The sequence below is a fragment of the Enterobacter cloacae complex sp. 2015409 genome, assembly GCF_041365315.1.
Taxonomy (GTDB): Bacteria; Pseudomonadota; Gammaproteobacteria; order Enterobacterales; family Enterobacteriaceae; genus Enterobacter; species Enterobacter pseudoroggenkampii.
The window spans coordinates 281,859-298,211 of record NZ_JBFTVM010000003.1 but is presented as its reverse complement, the minus strand read 5'-3'; the positions used below and the strand labels follow the sequence as shown (position 1 = coordinate 298,211).

The 16,353-nt window shown below is 56.7% G+C and carries 17 protein-coding genes; 5 read left to right on the top strand and 12 right to left on the bottom strand.

Annotation, left to right across the window (positions count from 1 at the left end; all coding sequences use genetic code 11):
- Positions 1-39: 39 nt before the first annotated feature.
- The 6 genes from gss to ACDO57_RS17460 all read right to left on the bottom strand — a co-directional run bounded on the left by gss (position 40) and on the right by ACDO57_RS17460 (position 7,399).
- Complete coding sequence (gene gss / locus ACDO57_RS17485) at positions 40-1,902, bottom strand: bifunctional glutathionylspermidine amidase/synthase (protein ID WP_061714481.1); 1,863 nt, start codon at positions 1,900-1,902, stop codon at positions 40-42.
- 113 nt (positions 1,903-2,015) lie between these two features.
- Positions 2,016-2,993 (bottom strand): ABC transporter ATP-binding protein, encoded by a 978-nt coding sequence (locus ACDO57_RS17480; protein WP_370884328.1) that lies wholly within the window; start codon positions 2,991-2,993, stop codon positions 2,016-2,018.
- Positions 2,990-3,967 carry an ABC transporter ATP-binding protein gene (locus ACDO57_RS17475; RefSeq protein WP_370884327.1) on the bottom strand — a complete coding sequence of 326 codons (978 nt, stop codon included), beginning with the start codon at positions 3,965-3,967 and terminating at the stop codon, positions 2,990-2,992. The genes ACDO57_RS17480 and ACDO57_RS17475 overlap by 4 nt, the downstream gene beginning before the upstream one ends.
- The gene (locus tag ACDO57_RS17470; protein WP_248272407.1) at positions 3,960-4,805 is read right to left on the bottom strand and encodes an ABC transporter permease; all 846 of its coding nucleotides are present in this window, start codon (positions 4,803-4,805) and stop codon (positions 3,960-3,962) included. Before ACDO57_RS17470 ends, ACDO57_RS17475 begins: the two co-directional genes overlap by 8 nt.
- 5 nt (positions 4,806-4,810) lie before the next feature.
- A complete protein-coding gene (locus ACDO57_RS17465; RefSeq protein WP_080350521.1) occupies positions 4,811-5,764 on the bottom strand; it encodes an ABC transporter permease in 954 nt (317 codons plus the stop codon).
- Positions 5,765-5,809: 45 nt separating this feature from the next.
- Positions 5,810-7,399, bottom strand: a complete 1,590-nt coding sequence (locus ACDO57_RS17460) for an ABC transporter substrate-binding protein (protein WP_370884326.1) — start codon at positions 7,397-7,399, stop codon at positions 5,810-5,812.
- A gap of 245 nt (positions 7,400-7,644) precedes the next feature.
- On the opposite strand from ACDO57_RS17460, the gene yghU reads away from it, so the two are divergent.
- A complete protein-coding gene (yghU, locus tag ACDO57_RS17455; RefSeq protein ID WP_008499796.1) occupies positions 7,645-8,511 on the top strand; it encodes a glutathione-dependent disulfide-bond oxidoreductase in 867 nt (288 codons plus the stop codon).
- 158 nt (positions 8,512-8,669) lie between these two features.
- Positions 8,670-9,002 carry a glycine zipper domain-containing protein gene (locus ACDO57_RS17450; protein ID WP_008499797.1) on the top strand — a complete coding sequence of 111 codons (333 nt, stop codon included), beginning with the start codon at positions 8,670-8,672 and terminating at the stop codon, positions 9,000-9,002.
- 119 nt (positions 9,003-9,121) lie between these two features.
- Here the strand turns inward: ACDO57_RS17450 and ACDO57_RS17445 are convergent, their stop codons facing one another.
- From ACDO57_RS17445 to ACDO57_RS17435, 3 genes are all read right to left on the bottom strand, one after another.
- Positions 9,122-9,394 (bottom strand): hypothetical protein, encoded by a 273-nt coding sequence (locus tag ACDO57_RS17445; RefSeq protein WP_024906522.1) that lies wholly within the window; start codon positions 9,392-9,394, stop codon positions 9,122-9,124.
- Between the two features lie 202 nt (positions 9,395-9,596).
- The gene (locus tag ACDO57_RS17440) at positions 9,597-9,851 is read right to left on the bottom strand and encodes a hypothetical protein (protein WP_024906521.1); all 255 of its coding nucleotides are present in this window, start codon (positions 9,849-9,851) and stop codon (positions 9,597-9,599) included.
- Between the two features lie 127 nt (positions 9,852-9,978).
- A complete protein-coding gene (locus tag ACDO57_RS17435; RefSeq protein ID WP_370884325.1) occupies positions 9,979-11,526 on the bottom strand; it encodes a methyl-accepting chemotaxis protein in 1,548 nt (515 codons plus the stop codon).
- A 219-nt stretch (positions 11,527-11,745) separates the two neighbouring features.
- On the opposite strand from ACDO57_RS17435, the gene ACDO57_RS17430 reads away from it, so the two are divergent.
- Entirely contained in the window at positions 11,746-12,786 is a 1,041-nt protein-coding gene (locus tag ACDO57_RS17430) for an aldo/keto reductase (protein WP_370884324.1), read from the top strand.
- A gap of 61 nt (positions 12,787-12,847) precedes the next feature.
- On the opposite strand, the gene ACDO57_RS17425 is transcribed toward ACDO57_RS17430, so the two are convergent.
- Positions 12,848-13,336 (bottom strand): TIGR00645 family protein, encoded by a 489-nt coding sequence (locus tag ACDO57_RS17425; RefSeq protein ID WP_023333400.1) that lies wholly within the window; start codon positions 13,334-13,336, stop codon positions 12,848-12,850.
- A gap of 81 nt (positions 13,337-13,417) precedes the next feature.
- Positions 13,418-13,921 carry an ESA_00282 family adhesion-associated protein gene (locus ACDO57_RS17420; RefSeq protein WP_023309170.1) on the bottom strand — a complete coding sequence of 168 codons (504 nt, stop codon included), beginning with the start codon at positions 13,919-13,921 and terminating at the stop codon, positions 13,418-13,420.
- A 103-nt stretch (positions 13,922-14,024) separates the two neighbouring features.
- On the opposite strand from ACDO57_RS17420, the gene ACDO57_RS17415 reads away from it, so the two are divergent.
- Together ACDO57_RS17415 and ACDO57_RS17410 are read left to right on the top strand one after the other, a co-directional pair.
- Positions 14,025-14,429 carry a hypothetical protein gene (locus ACDO57_RS17415; RefSeq protein WP_048990472.1) on the top strand — a complete coding sequence of 135 codons (405 nt, stop codon included), beginning with the start codon at positions 14,025-14,027 and terminating at the stop codon, positions 14,427-14,429.
- A 1-nt stretch (position 14,430) separates the two neighbouring features.
- The gene (locus ACDO57_RS17410) at positions 14,431-14,877 is read left to right on the top strand and encodes a cytoplasmic protein (RefSeq protein ID WP_370884323.1); all 447 of its coding nucleotides are present in this window, start codon (positions 14,431-14,433) and stop codon (positions 14,875-14,877) included.
- On the opposite strand, the gene ACDO57_RS17405 is transcribed toward ACDO57_RS17410, so the two are convergent.
- Positions 14,874-16,325: a methyl-accepting chemotaxis protein gene (locus tag ACDO57_RS17405; RefSeq protein WP_061714474.1), complete on the bottom strand. Its 1,452-nt coding sequence runs from the start codon at positions 16,323-16,325 to the stop codon at positions 14,874-14,876. The genes ACDO57_RS17410 and ACDO57_RS17405 overlap by 4 nt on opposite strands.
- Positions 16,326-16,353: the final 28 nt, after the last annotated feature.

Genomic DNA, 16,353 nt, shown 5'->3' with positions numbered 1-16,353 from the left:
CAGAATGCCCAGCGGGGGCTTTTGTATCGCGGGAGTCAACTACTTATCTTTCACCACAATCAGCGGCTCGATATCGCTCTCTTTCTTCACCACCAGCGAGTCATCGCCGCGCAGGCAGGTACCCCCGTAGTTCCCGCCCACGGTGAAGGTGCAGACCTGAATGTACTTGCCGTCGACCTTCGGCAGGCACCACAGCTGCTGGTAGATGTTTTTACGGTCGACAAACTTGCCGCTGGATTTATCCAGCAGTTCGTCCTGGGCGCTAATCAGATCGATATTGCTGCCGCAGCGTCCGGCAATCGGCTTGACGGCGTATCCGGTCTGCTTCAGCAGATCGTTGACCTCAAAATCGGTGTCGAGCAGGTAACGGTGGTTCGGGAACAGCTGCCACAGTACCGGGAGAATCGCCTTGTTGCCGGGAATGACGGTCCACAGCGGTTCAAAGACCAGCACCTCCGGGCGCAGCAGGACGTCAATCAGGCGCACCTCGCCTTCAGGATGTCCGGTGCGGATCGGCACGGCGGCGTATTCGGTTTCGCTGACCTCACGGATCTGCTCTATCGCCGTCTCCCACGCCCAGGTTTTCCACACGCAGTTGACGTGGCGACCTTCGTCGTCAATCAGCTGTCCGGCGGCATCCCAGCTCAGCGCCCCCAGCCCGTGCAGGATTTTGGTTTCAAACCCGGCCTGCATCAGCGAACGCTGGATAAAGAGCGCGTGATAGTCCTCTTCGACATCGTTGTCCTGCATGATGTGGACAAACGGCCGCGCGTGACTGTGCTTCCAGGCGCCGGTCAGCTCTTCCAGCAGCCCTTCCGCCGGGTTATGCCCGTTGCCGCGATAGCCGTTTTTCACCCACTCTTCGAGAATCAGCCCGCCCTCGGTATGGCATGAGGCGGAATCCGCGTTGTACTCGTAGACCTTGATGCCGCGCTCATCCATGCAGAAATCCATACGACCGGTGATCATATGGTGACGACGCCACTGCCAGGAGAGGCGCAGGCGCGGCCAGAGGATTTTCGGGATGTCGAAAAGCGCCAGCAGGCTGTCGTCTTTCAGCACCTTGTCCGTCGCGTGCAGGTACATCAGATGCAGTTCGTTGGTGGCCTTGATCAGCTCCTGCTCGGCGCTTTCGGTAATGGTGAAGTACTGGCAGGGATCTTTGTTGATCACATGGCCGTTGGCGCGGATATACGCCTGCTGCAATGCGTCATTTTCGTTGAGCCATTTCCCGTCGAACTGACGCCTGTTTTTCAGCCGCGCGCCGCTGATTTTCAGCAGTTCGCCGTCGATTTCCGGCTGGGGAATGCTGTGTTCCGTGTCGTCGGTCTGGATCATCCAGCCGAGGATCTCCGTGTCGTTGAAAGTGTCATGGATCGTATAACACCCGTTCTCCACGCTCAGACGCAGCTCGCGCGTCCATTGCTGCCCGAGCGGCAGCGGAGAGTGAATCACGTTCTGCTCGGCGATACGCACCTTATCGTCCAGAAGCTGGGTGATCACCGCCACGTGGCCGGTCTCATGGAACTCGCCACCCTTCTGCCAGATCAGCAGCGCCCCGGCCCGCGGCGCGCGTTTTGAGCCATTGGCAAAAGCCTGAAGGGGCAGGATGTTATCGTTCACCACCTGACGCAAAAAGCGCAGAGAGAAGATTTCCCACGCCATGCCGACGTCGGTAAACACGAAGCCATAGTTGAGAAACAGGAAACGGCGGGCAAACTCAACGCACTGCCACTTGTGGCCCATGTATTCGTTGCCAATGTAGCTGCGAAAATCCGCGTCTTGCGGGTAGTTGCGCGGGTCCAGACTGCCGTAATTTGAAGAGTAAATCGCCACGCCACCGGGCGCATAGCCTAACAATGTCCCGAATGGCGCATCACTGCTTAACTTTCCTTTACGCATGTATCCAACCTAAAACAGGCAGGCGGCAATTTTTTTTTAAGGGTTGTCGTCGTCTGCACGTTGTAATTAACCTGACAGAGGGGCATTTATCATACACCTGCGTGGGGCATTAATTACACGTTAAACAACCAGCACGCCGCGAAATGCCCTGGCGCAATCTCCCGCATGGCGGGCTCCTGCGTCTGGCAAACCGGCATGGCGTGCGGGCAGCGGCTGCAGAACTTACAGCCCGGCAGCGCGGACGTGGGGCCTGGAATGTCGCCGCGCAGGGTGGCGTCTTCGAGATTGCGGATGCGCGGATCGGGCCGGGGAACCGCTGCCAGCAGCGCGCGGGTGTAAGGGTGCGCGGGACGCTGATACAGTTCATTCGCCGGGGCCACCTCCACCAGTTTACCGAGATACATCACCCCAATGCGGCTGGAGATATGGCGCACCATGGAGAGATCGTGGGCGATGAACAGATAGGTCAGCCCCAGCTCCTGCTGCAGATCCTGCAAAATATTCACCACCTGCGCCTGCACCGAGACGTCCAGCGCCGAAAGCGGTTCATCGCACAGCACAAATTCAGGATGAACGGACAACGCGCGGGCAATACTGATGCGCTGGCGCTGCCCGCCGCTGAACTCATGCGGGAACCGCTCAAGGTGCTCCTGCTTAAGCCCCACTTTGTAGAGCAGCGTTTCCGTCCGTTCGCGCTGTTCTTCACTACTGTAGCCGTGGATCTGCATCGGTTCGGCTACCAGCTGTCGCACCGTCATACCGGGGTTGAGCGAGGAGTAAGGATCCTGAAAAATCGCCTGCATCCGCTTACGCAGCGGCTTGAGCTCTCTTTCGCGGGCGTGAGCGATCGCCTGCCCGGCAAAGTGGATCTCGCCGGAGGTAATATCGAAAAGGCGCAGGATGGCGCGCCCGAGGGTGGATTTCCCACAGCCGGACTCTCCCACCAGGCCAAACGTCTCGCCGGGCTGAATATCAAAGCTCACGCCATCAACCGCCTTCACGGCCACGCCTTTACGCAGCAAACCACCGTTAAGATGATAATGTTTGCGCAGATCGCGAACGCTCACTAATGGCGCCTGTTGTTCACTCATGCCTGAATCTCCTTATCGGCCCATAGCCAGCAGGCGGCGCGATGACCCTCTCCGGTGGTGTAAAATGCGGGCTGCCGTTCACACTGGGGCATGCGTTTCGGACAGCGTTCGGCGAACGGACAGCCCGGCGGCGGGTTAAGCAGCCCGGGCGGCGCGCCTTCGATGGGCGATAAACGTTGATTAACCTCGTCCGGGCGCGGCAGCGAGGCCAGCAGCCCCTGGGTGTAAGGATGTGCAGGGCGATAAAAAATGTCTTCCACGCTCCCCTCTTCCATTACCAGCCCGCCGTACATCACCACCACGCGGCTGCAGACCTGTGCCACCACGCCGAGATCGTGGGTGATCAGCAGAATCGCGGTTTGGGTCTGCTGTTGCAGGCTTTTCAGCAGACGCAGGATCTGCGCCTGAATGGTCACGTCCAGCGCGGTGGTTGGCTCATCGGCAATAAGAAGCTTCGGGTTGCAGGAGAGCGCAATCGCGATCATCACCCGCTGGCGCATCCCGCCGCTAAACTCGTGGGGATACTGGTCGTATCGGCGTTCAGCCTCGGCAATGCCCACCTGTTCCAGCATGGCGATAGCCGCCGCTTTGGCCGCTTTTTTGGTCAGTCCTTTATTGCGCATCAGGATCTCCGCCATCTGTTTGCCGATGGTCAGCACCGGGTTCAGGGCGGTCATCGGATCCTGGAAAATCATCGCGATCTCGTTGCCGCGAATGGCGCGCATCTGCTCCGGGGTTTTCTGCGCCAGATCGTCATTCTGGAAGCGGATGCTGCCGCCGGTTATCCGTCCGTTGTTCCCCAGTAGCCGAATGATCGACTTACAGGTGACGCTTTTCCCGCAGCCCGACTCGCCGACGATACCGACGAGTTCGCCCGGCTGAACCTGAAAGCTCACGCCGCGCACCGCGTGAACCTCGCCCTCGCGTGTGCGGAAGGTGGTTTGCAGGTTCTCAAGCGCTAATAAGTTACTCATCGCGATTCGCTCCTGGCTCAAAGGCGGTACGGAAGACATCGCCCAGCACGTTAAAGCTGAACACCGTCAGCAGGATCAAAATGCCGGGGAACATCGCCAGCCACGACGCTTCGCCAATATACGACTGGGCGTTGTTGAGCATGCTTCCCCACGATGCCGCAGGCGCCTGCACGCCCAGCCCTAAGAAGCTGAGCGTCGACTCCATCAGAATGGCCGAGGCGATATTGAGCGTGGCGGCCACGATAATGGTCGGCAGCACGCCGGGAATAATGTGGCGCACGATAATGCGCAGCGGGTTTTCCCCCGACGCGCGGGCATAAAGCACATACTCGCGCTCTTTCACCGATAAGGTTTCTGCGCGCACCAGCCGCGACATGTTCATCCACGTCAGCAGGCTGATGATCAGAATGATGTTATCCACGCCCGGCTTGAGGTAAGCATTCACCACCAGCAGCAGGAAGAAGGCCGGAATGGCCATCAGGATATCCACGGCGCGCATCATCACGTTATCCAGCCAGCCGCCAAAATAGCCGCTCACCGTTCCCACCACCGTGCCGATAAGCGTGGAAAAGAGCATGGCGAGAAAACCGACCATCAGGGAGATCTGGCCGCCATACAGCGCGCGGGTGAAGTAGTCGCGGCCATACTCGTCGGTGCCGAACCAGTGCGCGGCATCCGGCGGTAGCGTGCGTGCGCCGAGCGCCATCCGATCCGGATCGTACGGACTTAGGCCCGCACAGAGCGCGGCGACAACGAAAATAAAAAGCACAAACAGGGAGAACTGCGCCGGACGGTTGCGGCGCAGCTGGTGACGAACCTGCTGCCAGCGTCTGCTCATCCGGGTTACCTCAGCGTACGAATGCGGGGATCGGCGAAGCGATAAAGCAGATCGGCGATCAGGTTACCGACGATCAGCATCATCGACGAGAGCATGATGATCGCCATGATCAGCGGGTAGTCCAGCGAGGCGATCGACTGGATCCCGAGCAGCCCCATCCCCGGCCACGAGAAGACGCTTTCCGTCACATAGGCCCCCACAATCAGCTCACCGAACGACAGGCCGAACAGGGTGATCACCGGCAGCAGCACGTTTTTCAGCACGTGGCGGAACAGAATGCTGGAACGCGTGGCGCCGTAAGCCAGCTGGGTCTGCACGTAGTCGGCCGAGAGCTGCGAGATGGTGTTGGAGCGGATGTAGCGCACGTAGCTGGAGAGGTTGTAGAACGTGAGGGCAATACACGGCAGCACGCCGTGACGCAGCACGTCCAGCGCGTTATCTTCCATGCCGATGGTGCGCATCCCCATGCTGGGGAACCAGTTAAGCTGCACGGCAAAAACGGTGATGAGCAAAATGCCGAACCAGAAAATCGGTACCGAGATGCCGATATAGGCGAACAGGTTAAGCACGTGATCCAGCCAGCGGTGCTTAAATGCCCCCGCCAGCAGGCCCAGCGGGATGGCCAGCACGATCGCCATCAGCAGCGACGCGCCCATCAGCCCCAGCGTGGCCGGAATGCGTTCGCCGATCATCTCCAGCACGGGGCGGTGGTAGATAAGCGAATAGCCGAGATCGCCCTGCAGGACGTTTTTCAGCCACAGGACGTACTGCGTGACCAGCGGCTTATCCAGCCCCAGGCTCTGGCGAATACGTTCGATATCTTCCGGGGCCATGCGCGGCGTAATGTACGCCGCCACCGGATCGCCGGGCGCGAGCTTGACCAGCAAAAACGCCACCAGTGAAATAAAGAACAGCATCGGCAGCAGTTGCAGCAGCCGACGCGTGAGGAGTGTGTTCACGACGTGCCCTTACAAAATCCCCGACCTGACGGCCGGGGCAATCACTTATTTCTGATAGATTTTTGACAGATCCTGGAACAGATAGACCGGTTTCGGCTCTGCCTCCTGGGTGCCGCCGAAGCGCTTGTCCACCGCGACGGTCGCATTGGTGTAGGCAATCGGGTAGTACGTCATGTCGTTCGCCACGGTCTGCTGAATTTGCTTGTAGATATCGGCACGTTTCGCGGCGTCGGTTTCCACGGCGCCTTTATCCCACAGAGCATCAAACTGCGGATTTTTGTAGTGCGCGTAGTTATAGGCTTCGTTGCTCATGAACAGCGATTTGTAACCGTCCGGCTCGGAGCCCATGATGTAGCCGCCCAGATTCAGCTCCCACGCGGTGTTGTTCATATCAAGGCTGCGCTGAGACATGGCGTTGGAGTCCAGCGGCATCAGCTCCACGTTCACCCCAATCGCCTTCAGCGCCTGCTGAATATAGAGCGCCATGCTCTCCTGGGTTTTGTTGGTGTTCACATACGCCAGGCGCAGCTTGAGGTTGTCCGGCGCGCCGGAGCTCTTGAGCAGGTCTTGGGCTTTTTGCAGGTCAAACTTGTACTGCTCGACGTCATCCGTCTTGTAAAGCGTATCGGGCGTCAGGAACGACGTCGCCGGTTTCGCGTAGTCCAGCGAGGTAAAGGCGGTCTGGGTTAGCTCGTCTTTGTTGATGGCATACGCGATGGCCTGACGCAGCGCTTTGCTCTTCATCACCGGCACGTTCTGGTTGAACGTCATATAGGCCAGGCGGCCTTCCGGATAGACCACGAAGTCAAACTTACCGGTATTTTTCAGGCGGTTTACATCCTGCGGGTCAACCATCTTGAGGTTGATTTCTCCGTTTTGCAGCGCCAGGTTGGCGGCGTTGCTGTCTTTGGCGAAACGGTAGGTAACCGAATCAAGCTTCGCTTTGCCGTTCCAGTAATCGTCAAAACGGGTCAGGGCGTAGTATTGTCCGGCGCGGTACTCTTTGAATTTGAACGGCCCGGAGCCGACCGGCGCATCGTTTTTGCTGCTCTTTTCCAGGTCACCTTCACCTGCGAACACGTGCTGCGGAATCGGGTAGATTTGAACCAGAGTGCCGGTAAAGGCCGCGCTAACCTGCGGTAAGGTGAACTTAACGGTGCGGTCGTCAACCTTGCTTACCTGTACCGGCTTATCGCCGTAGGTGAACATGCTGCGGAAGAAGCTGTGCTGTTTGGCATCCAGCAGCTTATTGAACGTAAAGACCACGTCGTCCGCCGTCAGCGGCTGTCCGTCCTGCCATTTGAGGTTGGGTTTTAACGTCAGGGTATAGCTCAGGTTGTCGGCGGAGGGCGTCAGGCTTTCCGCCAGGCCCCACTCGATCTTACCGTTGTTGAAGCTATAGAGCGGGGCATAGAGCGCCTGCATGATCGTTAACGTCGTACGGTCACTGGCATAGAGCGGATTAACGGCTAACGGGTCGCCGGAGGTAATACCGATAATCAGCGAACCGCCCTCTTTTGGCGCGTCGCTTTTTGCCGCAGGGGGGGTATTGGTCTCTTTATTTTTCGCATCATCACAGCCCGCCAGGCCTAACGCGAGCGAAACGACCACTGCCGATAACAGAAGCTTGCGCATCTCACTAACTCCTTGCCTTATAAAGTGTTTATTACTGCATCTTTTATTTATGTTGAAGCATCATATGCAGCTTTATCCGTTTACGCATTAATTATGAAAATGCGATTTTCGATTAAGCTTATGCCGGATTTGATATATATAAGCGCCGGAAGGAATAGCGGCAGATCGATTACGCTCAGTTGGTTAAACGCTTCACAAATCTCCTGCTACACTGCCTCAACACATCACTCAAAAGGCAGGCCAACATGTCAGACAACACGTATCAGCCACCAAAAGTGTGGGAATGGAAAAAGAACAACGGCGGCGCGTTCGCCAACATCAACCGCCCCATTTCCGGCGCGACCCATGAGAAAGATCTACCTGTCGGTTCGCACCCGCTGCAGCTCTACTCGCTGGGAACACCGAACGGCCAGAAAGTGACGATCATGCTCGAAGAGCTGCTGGCGCTGGGCGTGACGGGCGCGGAGTACGACGCGTGGTTGATCCGCATCGGCGAGGGCGATCAGTTCTCCAGCGGCTTCGTTGAGGTGAACCCGAACTCGAAAATACCGGCGCTTCGTGACCACTCCACGAACCCGCCAACGCGCGTATTTGAGTCCGGCAATATTCTGCTCTATCTGGCGGAGAAGTTCGGCCACTTCCTGCCGAAGGATCCGGCGGGACGCACCGAAACGCTGAACTGGCTTTTCTGGCTCCAGGGCGCGGCGCCGTTCCTCGGCGGCGGTTTTGGCCACTTCTACAACTATGCTCCGGTGAAAATCGAGTACGCGATTGACCGCTTCACAATGGAAGCCAAACGCCTGTTCGACGTGCTGGATAAACAGCTGGCGCGCGGCCGCTACGTGGCGGGTGAGGAGTACACCATCGCGGATATCGCTATCTGGCCATGGTTCGGCTGCGTAGCGCTGGGCAGCGTGTATAACGCCGCTGAGTTCCTCGACGCAGAAAAGTACACCAACGTGCAGCGCTGGGCGAAAGACGTGGCGAACCGCCATGCCGTTAAGCGCGGACGCATCGTTAACCGCACCAGCGGCGAGCTGAACGAGCAGCTCCACGAACGCCACGCGGCGAGCGACTTCGAGACCAATACAGAAGACAAACGTCAGGCGTGACGACTAGCCGGGCGGTTCGCCGCCCGGCAACAGAGATCCTTGCTCAGGGCATGATTGGCCTAAAGGTTGAGCCGGCATTGCTGGCACTATCTGTGCGTTTTTCTCACCTCAGAGTGAGAAGCAACGTATCAACCGACAGCAGTCACAAAGGATCTGTTATGAAACTTATTAAAACAACGCTGGTTATCAGCGCCCTCATTTTTTCCACCTCGGGAATGGCCATCGACAAAACCGCCGCTGGCGCGGTAGCAGGCGCAGCCATTGGCGCGGCGACGGGTAAAGATCTGAAATCGACGGTTGGCGGCGCCGTCGTTGGCGCAGGCACCGGTGCCATGTTCAAAAACGGCGACAAAGGTAAAGCCGCGCGTAAAGGTGGTGCGGTAGGTGCTGCCGTGGGCGCAGGTGCCGCAGCGGTTACCGGCAAGAGCGTGCTGAAAGGTGCGGCCGTTGGCGCGGGAACGGGCGCGCTGATTGGTGAAGCGACGCACTAATAGATTTCGCCGGGCGTCGCAGCGCGTGCCCGGCCTCATGACTGTTCAGTAATAACTCCCTGCACCCAATCACGACTATTTGCCCTCAACTTATGGCCAGAAATGTCACCCGGAATACATCAGTGGTGATCGTCATACTGATGCTCAATCACCATCCCTTCCGCCACGCTCGCCACATGGCGTGCACGCGGATGATAGACCGGTGCAGGGGCGGCATACGTTGTTTGTGCAGGTGCAGGCGCAACGCTTACCGCCTCAGGAACCGTGGCTGACTGCGGAACAATCACGACCTTATACCCGGCAGGGACATCGACCGTGACGCTCTGGGCCATAGCTGTATTGAACACGGCAAAACCTGCCAGGGCAGCAAATAAAATAATACGGTTTTTCATAAATTGAATTATTTCCGGTATCAAGAAGATAATTCATTATGTCGGCTGAATCTTAAGACAATATTAATTTTCATGTTCTGGAATGTGCAGAAAATGCCAAATATATTGTTACAAGCAAATACTTTAATATTTAAAAAATATTGACTTACGTTTTTTAAAAAGGCGGCAAGAAATACGCTTGCATGCCGCCTCACCTGTTATGTTAATACTTAATATCCCGCGCTTTTTGCCGTCCGGACTGTTTCATCTGGCGCTTGTCCTGGCGGCAGTCGTGATTACTCTGGTTATTGTTTGCCACGCAGGTCTGCTTCACCTGCCGTGACGCATCGCGGGTTTCCTGCCTGACATCACGCGCCACGCGCCGTTCCTGCGCCTGCTGGGTCGCACTGGCAAAAACCGAAAACAGCATCAGAAAAATGAAAGAGAGAACAGGGATGACAGATAACGATCTGTTCATAGCAACACCTCATAGAAGAGAGCCCAGAACGTCAGGGGGGTTAGCAAAAGAATAGCAGTTTCAGCGCGAGCTGGAGGGGAAGACGTTAATAATGCAAGGCCGCACAAGGCGGCCTTGCAGCGCTGCGTTATGCCGTCAGGCGGAACTTCTGCACCGAGCGCTGAAGATCTTCGGTCTGGCGCTCCAGCGCCGCCGCCGCCGCGGAAACCTCTTCAACCAGCGAGGCGTTTTGCTGGGTAACGCCGTCCATCTGGGTAATGGCAACCCCGACCTGCGAAATGCCCTTGCTTTGCTCCTCAGAGGCAGAGGCTATTTGCTTCATGATGGTCGTCACTTCCGTCACGTCACGCAAAATCGCATCCATGGTGGTGCCGGTGTCGCCCACCAGCTTCGCCCCCTGCTCTACGCGGGACACGGAGTCGGTAATCAGCCCCTCAATCTCTTTGGCCGCATTGGCGCTGCGGCTTGCCAGGTTGCGAACTTCACCTGCCACCACCGCGAAACCACGGCCCTGTTCGCCCGCGCGCGCCGCTTCAACCGCCGCATTGAGTGCCAGAATATTGGTCTGGAAGGCAATGCTGTTAATGACGTTGGTGATTTCGGCAATTTTCTTCGAGCTTTCCGAAATCCCGCTCATGGTGGTCACCACCTCTTCCACCAGCGAGCCGCCGCGGCTGGCGGTGGTAGAGGCCACATCGGCCAGCTGGCTTGCCTGACGCGCGCTTTCCGCGTTCAGCTTCACCGTGGCGGTCAGCTGTTCCATGCTGGCTGCCGTCTCTTCCAGCGCGGCCGCCTGCTCTTCGGTACGGGACGAGAGATCGTTGTTACCGCTGGAGATCTCCGTCGCGCCGCGCCAGATATTCTCACTGCCGGAGCGGATCGTGCTGACCGCTTCGCGCAGGCTGTCCTGCATGGCGCTCAGCAGCGGCACCAGCTGGCCCACACAGTTGCGGCCGAACGGCTCAATGGGCTGGCTGAGATCGCCCTGGGCAATCTGGCGGAACTGCTGGCGAATGCGATCCAGCGGTTTGACCAGCATCGCCACCAGGTAGCGGTCGGTGAAGAGCAGGATCAGCAGGCCGATAATCGTGGCGACGATTATCACCGTGCGGGTCATGCTGGTCAGGCTATCCACCACCACGCGGGTGCTGTCGAGCGACTTCGCGGCAGCATTGTTGAACTCTTCAGCCGCCGCGCCGAACGCGCGGCTCAGCGGTGGGGTGACGTTGTTGGCCTGCTGACGATAGCCGTCCAGCGCGCCCAGCTTCGCCTGCTGCATTTGCGGCGTCACGCCCTGTTCAAGCAGCGCCTGCCAGGTGCCGATCACCCGGGAAGAGATCTGCTCATCCATTGGGCCTGGAGAAATGGCTTTCATCTCGGCCAGCTTCTTGCCCATGTTATCCAGCGCCTGCTGGGCAGAGGCCAAATCCGGCGTGCCGCCTGCGGCTTTAACTTCCATTGCGCGGCTCAGACGGGTCACAAAGCGGAAATACTGATCGTTACCCTGGCTGAGTACCGTCATCTGTTTAACCAGCTGGCGATCGACTTCATTGCCATCAGTCACGCGAGACAGGGACCAGGTGCTGTACAGCCCCACACCCGCCCACATTAAACAAAAGATCCCGAGAATCGCCAGCATGACGAAACGGATCGTGAAATTACGGAGCATATTCATAAGTCTTCCTTGCCGTGAGGGTGAGTTCGCCCAGAGGCGAGTACTACTCTCGTTATCGGCAGGAACGAGGGAAATTATAACGTTTTGTGATCATTTTTAATTAGCGTGGCTTCACTGGTCGCACAGCGGCCGTTAACCATTATCTTCGCGCTTAGTGATGTGATAAGTTCAGAATGAAAACGACGTTTCAAAAAATTATCGATAAGAAAAGGAGACATCATGTCCTGGTACCCTGACGCTACCCGCTATGAACATATGCAGTACCGCTACTGTGGAAAGAGCGGTCTGCGCCTTCCTGCGCTGTCGCTGGGACTGTGGCACAGCTTCGGCCACGTCCAGCCTCTTGATGCCCAGCGCGCGCTGCTGCGCAAAGCCTTCGACCTCGGCATCACCCATTTCGATCTGGCCAATAACTACGGACCTCCGGCGGGTAGCGCGGAAGAGAATTTCGGCCGCCTGCTGCGGGAGGACTTTGCCGCGTACCGCGACGAGCTGGTTATCTCCACCAAGGCCGGTTACGACATGTGGCCGGGGCCATATGGTTCGGGCGGTTCACGCAAATATCTGCTCGCCAGCCTCGATCAGAGCCTGAAGCGTCTGGGCGTCGAGTATGTGGATATTTTCTATTCCCACCGCGTGGATGAAAACACGCCGATGGAAGAGACGGCCTCTGCGCTGGCCCACGCCGTGCAGAGTGGAAAAGCGCTGTATGTGGGCATTTCCTCCTACTCAACCGGGCGCACGCAAAAAATGGCCGAGTTGCTGCGCGAGTGGAAGATCCCTCTGCTGATCCACCAGCCGTCCTATAACCTGCTCAACCGCTGGGTCGATAAGACCGGTTTGCTGGATGCGCTGGAAGCAAACGGTACGGGGTGTATCGCCTTTACCCCGCTGGCGCAGGGTTTGCTGACCGGAAAATACCTGAACGGTATTCCTGAAGATTCACGCATGCAGCGTGAAGGCAAGAAAGTCCGTGGTCTGAACGAAAAGATGCTGACCGAAGCCAACCTGAACAGCCTGCGTTTACTGAGTGAAATGGCGCAGGCGCGCGGTCAGACCATGGCGCAGATGGCGCTAAGCTGGCTGCTGAAAGATGCGCGCGTGACGTCCGTGCTGATTGGCGCAAGCCGCCCGGAACAGCTGGAAGAGAATGTTCAGGCGCTGGAAAACCTGCGCTTTACGGAGGACGAACTCAAGCGGATTGACCAGCATGTTGCGGATGGGGAGTTGAATCTGTGGCAGGCGTCGTCGGATAAATAGTGCGGTCTGATGCCCTCACCCCGGCCCTCTCCCTGTGGGAGAGGGTTAGGGTGAGGGGGAATTACTTCTTACTGATCTTATCCAGATACCCCATCACAAACGCAGAGAGCACAAACGTCAGGTGGATAATGACGTACCACATCAGTTTGTTATCCGGCACGTTCTTCGCGTCCATAAACACGCGTAGCAGGTGGATAGAGGAGATCGCCACAATCGACGCGGCCACTTTATTCTTCAGCGATGACGCATCCATTTTGCCCAGCCAGCTGAGCTTCTCTTTACGCTCGTCGATATCAAGCTGGGAGACAAAATTCTCGTAGCCGGAGAACATCACCATCACCAGCAGCCCGCCCACCAGGGTCATATCCACCAGCGACAGCAGAACCAGAATCAAATCCGCTTCGGCAATGGAAAAAATGTTCGGCAGAACATGCAGGATTTCCTGAAAGAACTTAATCGTCAGCGCGACAAGCGCCAGCGAAAGGCCAAAATAGACGGGGGCCAGTATCCAGCGAGAGGCGTACATGGCATTTTCAAAAAAGCGTTCCATAAAGTCCTGTTTGCAAAAGAAACCAGCGCCCAGTATATCTCAACGGCGCTGACTGTTTGCAATAACTCAACAGTACGCCACTCAGACGTTGTCCGGGTTAACCTCGGGACGGGCGTACTCCGGCCAGACAAGCGCCACCAGCTCAGGATAGGCTTCCAGACTGAACTCGCGAAAACACTGCCGCAAATTTAATACGTCCAGATCGGAATAAGAGACCTTCTCGCCGTTAAGGCAGCGTTTTTTGATATTGTCATAATATTTATACACGGCTGAATTCAGGTCGCTACAGCGACGCTGCGCCTCAAACAGTCCGGGCGTATCATTAATTTCCGACATTTTCATGCGCTTAATTGTCGCGTGTAAAAAGTCGATATATTCGTGGTTCACCCGCCAGTACCAGACCGGCGTAACGGAGTTCATCAATACAGAGAAATGGTCTTCACCTTCCTCTTTTGTCATCAGTTCAGGTTGCGGGGGTTCACTGGTGTCTTTCGACACTTTCGTTTTATTGAACTCCTGCATCAATAAAAGAACACCAGCGGTCAGTAATAGTAATGTGATGACCGTAAAAAAGATGCTGTTCATGGGTAGGCTCCATTTTTTTTGATTTTAAATTTGCCTCATGATATTGTCAACGAATCTCACGCCTTTACCAACCCCACCCTGTTGAAATTAAAGGAAATTGAAAATGCTGCCCGACTATCTCGTCCCGGCTAAGTACCACATCACGCCTGTGGAACAGCAACCGACGGAAGCAGAAAAAGAGGCCAGTTTCACTCAGGGGAAAAGAAAGCTCTCTGATTTCGAGCCCGATATATTAATTGGTGTTTCCCGAACTGGCAAATCCCGAAATATGTTGCTGGAAGAGCACGATCGCCATATAAAAGACCGCTTATTTCGCGCCATAAAAATTGAAGCCTTTGTCCACCTGCTGAATGACCTGCAGGCCGAGGGTGAAATAGATGCCCAGAAACTAAGTCAAATATTGGCCGAGAAAACCGAAGAAATTAACAAAGCGGGCAATGAAATTTGGCTTAACTTAATTACGCGCGAAAAAAACAACCCAATTTTTTATAGCCTTGGGGAGGATTAACGTGAAGGAAGTTAAAAACAACGACGTTTATTTGACTTTAGATGATAAGAAAAGTGATGAATTTATCTTAAAGCAAAATCTCGATGCGCTGCGAAACACAAAAAATGACGAGATGACGCGTATTACCCAGGACCTGGTATCGATCCCGGCAACGCTGGTGCGGCTGAAATGGCAGAATCGCCGTGAAATTTATCCGCTACAGGTCAAAGAAGAAATTTACGGTGCCGTGATGAACACCATCATGGAACAGCGGCCAGAGCTGAAAGAGAAGCTTCTGGGTCGCCTCGAGGCCAATTACCAGTATCTGCTTTCCAGAGAAATCGCCACCCTGCGCCTGACGCGCAAGCTGTCAGACGGTGAGTTCCGTACCTCAAACGTCACCTGCGTGGCGCTTGATGAAGACGCGCTGGCGTCTGGTGCCAGCGCCCCCTCCGAACCGCAACGCTAATTAAATCTGAATACGGCAATCGCCTCTTTTAACTGACCCGTCTGCTGGCGCTGCGCTTCAGCCACCTGCACTGTTTGCGCTACGTGACGCACGTTCTCCTGCACGCTGGCATCGATGCTGGCAATGCTGTCGTTCATCTGCGCAATGCTCGCCCGCTGCTGCTCGCTCATCTGCGACAGTTCTTCCAGCAGAGAGCGAAGCCCTTCGATACTCTCAATGATCGACTTCATTGTCATACCCGCCTGCTCAACCTGCTCGACGCCCTGCAGCGTGGTTGCCTGCGATGCGGTCAGAAGCTGGCGGATATCTTTTGCAGCCCCCTCGCTGCGCTGGGCCAACACGCGCACTTCCGAGGCAACCACCGCGAAGCCTTTGCCATGTTCGCCCGCTCTGGCAGCCTCGACCGAGGCGTTGAGCGACAGAATATTGGTCTGGAACGCAATCCCGTCGATCAGCTCCAGAATGGCGTAAATGCGCTGCGACTCCTCGCGAATGTGCTCCATCGCCGCAATCGCCTGCCGTACGTTATGGCCCCCCTGCTCCGCCACGTTACTGGTGCTGAACGCCACCTCCCTGACCTGGCTTGCTTTTTCACTGGTCAGGGTGGCGACAGCCCTTAACTGTTCCATCGCACTGGCCGCCGTCGCCAGCGAACTCGCCTGGTGATCGGTACGTTCCGACAGCGCGCTGTTGCGCTGTCCTAACGCGCGGGATGCCTCCAGCAGTTGCCCAATATTGGCGCTGACCTGCTCAAGCGTGGCGCGCATGGTGCCCAGCGTCAGGCTGAACGTGCGGGCAAAGGAAGACTCTGCGGGGACCGCATCGACGGCCAGCGTGAGGTACCCCGGTTCACGGTTGATCACCCCCGCCAGCCTTGCCACCTCGCTCGCCGAGCGGGCGTCCTGCTCCATTCGTATCGCCAGCAGAACCAGAATTGCGGTCTGAACCACCACAAACAGCCCGTGGAAAACCACCATATGAAAGCCGGTGTGCATGAACACCACGACGCCGTAAAGGTCATTCTCCTGCAGATAGTTAAACACCAGATGATGTAACGCGATGACCGCCGCCCCCATCACCAGCGGGCGCCAGTCTCGCCAGGCAAGGAGCGCGGAGAGCAGGACAAAAACCGAAAAATGGTATTCAGTTTCGCCTTCGCCCAGATGAATCAGCAGCGCGGAAAATGCCATTAGCACAAACGCAGAGCTCAGGCGGAGCAACAGCGCGCCGGGAAACAACAGCGTCAGCAGCGTCGATAAACAGGCCAGAGAGGTGCCAATAATCGCCCCCTGCACGATATTCTCGTTGATATAGCCCACCCCCAGCGAGATGGCCCACAGCGACCAGATGAGCACCAGTATTAGCCTGTCGGCGCGTCGTCGAATGGCAGAAAGCGAAAACAGATCGTTTTGAGGCGCGTGCGGATACAGCCATGTCATCGTAGCCATAGGGAGTCTCTTGCTGTGCAGGTGAAAA